A 1,259-nucleotide genomic window follows, 5' to 3' on the forward strand; every position below is an offset into this window, starting at 1 on the left:
TGCCGTCCACCGGGCCGGGCGCGGGGGCGACGCCGATCGAGGTCGAGGCGATGGGTTGGACGAAGGCCCGCAGCCTGCCCAGATGGAGATCGGCATAAGGCAGGGCGCGCAGCCAGAGATAGCTGTCATCGGGCGCCTCGGCGGCGCCCCAGAGGTTGTTCTCCAGGTTCTCGTTGCGGGCGCGCAGTTCGATGCCGGTGGAGAGCCAGGCGTCGTCGCCCAGCGGGATGTACTTGAACGAGCCGGTCCAGTGGTGGTCGCGCTTTTCGGCATCGGCAAGGTCCGACCAGTCCTCGTCGTAGCGGGTGATCGAGAGGGTCGGGGCCTGCCAGGCTTCGGTGGGGTCGGCCTTGGCGGCGCTGGGCAGTGCGGCGGCGAGGAAGAGCGAGAGCGCGATGAGCCGTCGTCCCGGACTTGATCCGGGACCGCTGTCTGTCTTTAGGCGCGTGCTCGCGAGCGAGGCGCGACCCGGCCAGCGGTCCCGGATCAAGTCCGGGACGACGAAATTACGCACCGTTCTTCTCCTTGCGCGCCAGAATCGCGACCAGCACGAAGCCGCCGACGAGGCCCATGTGTTCGAAGAAGGCGTTGGTGGCGGCGAAGCGCTCCGGTCCGGCGGGCATGGCCCAGAAGGCATTGGCGATCAGCGCGGCAAAGAAGGTGAACACCCCCAGCATGCCCGCGCCCAGCCAGACGAGACGGCCCGAGAGGACCAGCAGCGGGCCGACGAGTTCGACAGCGATGGTCAGTCCGGCCCAGAGCGCCGGCGGGGTCAGGCCAAAGTGGATCTGTTCCGCCACCGCGCCCGGCCAGTCGGTGAGCTTGGTGAGCCCGCCGACCAGATAGGCGCCTACCAGCAGGAGCCGGGCGAGGAAGCCGGTCGGCGCGAAGTCCAGCACCGATGCGACGAATGTGGGCGTGCCGGACATGGCGGCGGCAGAGAGGAAGGCGGGGCGCTTCATCAGGGGCTCCTGTGGCACGTCTTTGGAGGGCGAGTTTCAGCGTCGTCCCGGACTTGTTCCGGGACCGGTGGCGGTCTTTAGGTGCTACACCGCGAGCGAGGCGCGGCTCGGCCAGCGGTCCCGGATCAGGTCCGGGACGACGTACGACTTACGACAGTTGGCTACGAAACGATCATACGGCCCAGCAGCCGCAGCCGAGTGCGCCCCAGAAGGTCTGGACATCGGCGGCCGGGACATTGGCGCCCAGCGCGGCGGCGTGATCGTGGCCGTGGACGCCGCAGCCGCTGGCGCAGCCGC

1 protein-coding gene and 1 pseudogene are annotated in these 1,259 nt (G+C 69.2%); both read right to left on the minus strand.

What is annotated here, in order from left to right; genetic code table 11:
• Window positions 1-397 (minus strand): annotated as a pseudogene (locus ACI3K3_RS25610) (hypothetical protein); the annotation flags it as partial.
• 109 nt (window positions 398-506) lie between these two features.
• A complete protein-coding gene (locus tag ACI3K3_RS25615) occupies window positions 507-929 on the minus strand; it encodes a DoxX family protein (RefSeq protein WP_404918927.1) in 423 nt (140 codons plus the stop codon).
• Between the last annotated feature and the right edge of the window lie 330 nt (window positions 930-1,259).

Origin of the sequence: Novosphingobium sp. ZW T3_23 (genome assembly GCF_044987305.1) — a bacterium.
GTDB lineage: Bacteria > Pseudomonadota > Alphaproteobacteria > Sphingomonadales > Sphingomonadaceae > Novosphingobium.

Coding starts and splice junctions, on each gene's coding strand:
- ACI3K3_RS25615 (WP_404918927.1), bottom strand. CDS start 929: ATGTCCGGCACGCCCACATTCGTCGCATCGGTGCTGGACTTCGCGCCG.